Consider the following 1,255-nt stretch of genomic DNA (forward strand, 5'->3'; position numbering starts at 1 on the left):
GCGAAATCCGGCAGCCTCCCCAAGGCTAGCTCCGGCGGATTCAAGGTGGTGGCGGCTGATAAGGTGGATGAGAAGAAGCAGACCGATGGAGACAGGTGGAAGGGTCTCATCGAGGATATCTCCGACGACCAACAGGACATCACCAGGGGCAAGGGTATGGTCGACCCTCTCTTCCAAGCTCCCTCCGGCATGGGAACTCACGACCCCGTCCTTAGCTCCTACGAGTACCTCAGCCAAGGACTTCGTTCATACGACCATCTTGACAACAAATTGGACGGATTCTACATTGCCCCTTCCTTCATGGACAAGCTTGTCGTCCATCTCTCCAAGAACTTCATGACATTGCCTAACATCAAGATTCCTCTCATCTTGGGTGTCTGGGGAGGCAAAGGACAGGGTAAATCATTCCAGGCTGAGCTTGTCTTCCGCAAGATGGGAATCAACCCAATCATGATGAGTGCCGGAGAGCTGGAGAGCGGGAACGCCGGAGAGCCGGCGAAGCTGATCAGGCAGAGGTACCGTGAGGCGGCGGACATCATCAAGAAGGGGAAAATGTGCTGCCTGTTCATCAACGATCTGGACGCCGGAGCAGGGCGTATGGGCGGCACCACCCAATACACGGTGAACAACCAGATGGTGAACGCCACGCTCATGAACATCGCCGATAACCCGACCAACGTGCAGCTCCCCGGCATGTACAACAAGCAGGAGAACGCCCGTGTCCCCATCATCGTCACCGGTAACGACTTCTCCACCCTCTACGCCCCTCTCATCCGTGACGGGCGTATGGAGAAGTTCTACTGGGCCCCCACCCGTGAGGACCGTATCGGTGTCTGCAAGGGTATCTTCCGTACCGACGGAGTCTCCGAGGAGGCCGTCGTCAAGCTCGTCGACACCTTCCCCGGCCAGTCCATCGATTTCTTCGGTGCATTGAGGGCTAGAGTGTACGACGACGAAGTGAGGAAGTGGGTGAGCAACGTGGGAGTAGAGAACATCGGCAGCAAGCTGGTGAACTCGCGCGACGGCCCCCCGTCGTTCGCGCAGCCGGCGATGACGTTGGAGAAGCTTCTGGAGTACGGAAACATGCTGGTGCAGGAGCAGGAGAATGTGAAGAGGGTGCAGTTGGCTGACAAATATTTGAAGGATGCTGCTCTTGGAGATGCTAACAAGGATGCAATTGAGAGTGGATCTTTCTTCGCTTCATAAACTTAAAAACTGTCTCAATTCCTATGCAATGGAAATTGGAACCTAGCTG

1 protein-coding gene is annotated in these 1,255 nt (G+C 55.5%); it reads left to right on the forward strand.

The window, feature by feature from the left end:
• Positions 1-1,206: ribulose bisphosphate carboxylase/oxygenase activase (locus D2V08_RS18140; protein WP_220473367.1), on the forward strand; the 1,206-nt coding region annotated here is incomplete at its 5' end.
• Positions 1,207-1,255 lie beyond the last annotated feature (49 nt).

Source organism: Flagellimonas lutimaris, from assembly GCF_003581615.1.
In the GTDB taxonomy this organism is placed as follows: Bacteria; Bacteroidota; Bacteroidia; order Flavobacteriales; family Flavobacteriaceae; genus Flagellimonas; species Flagellimonas lutimaris.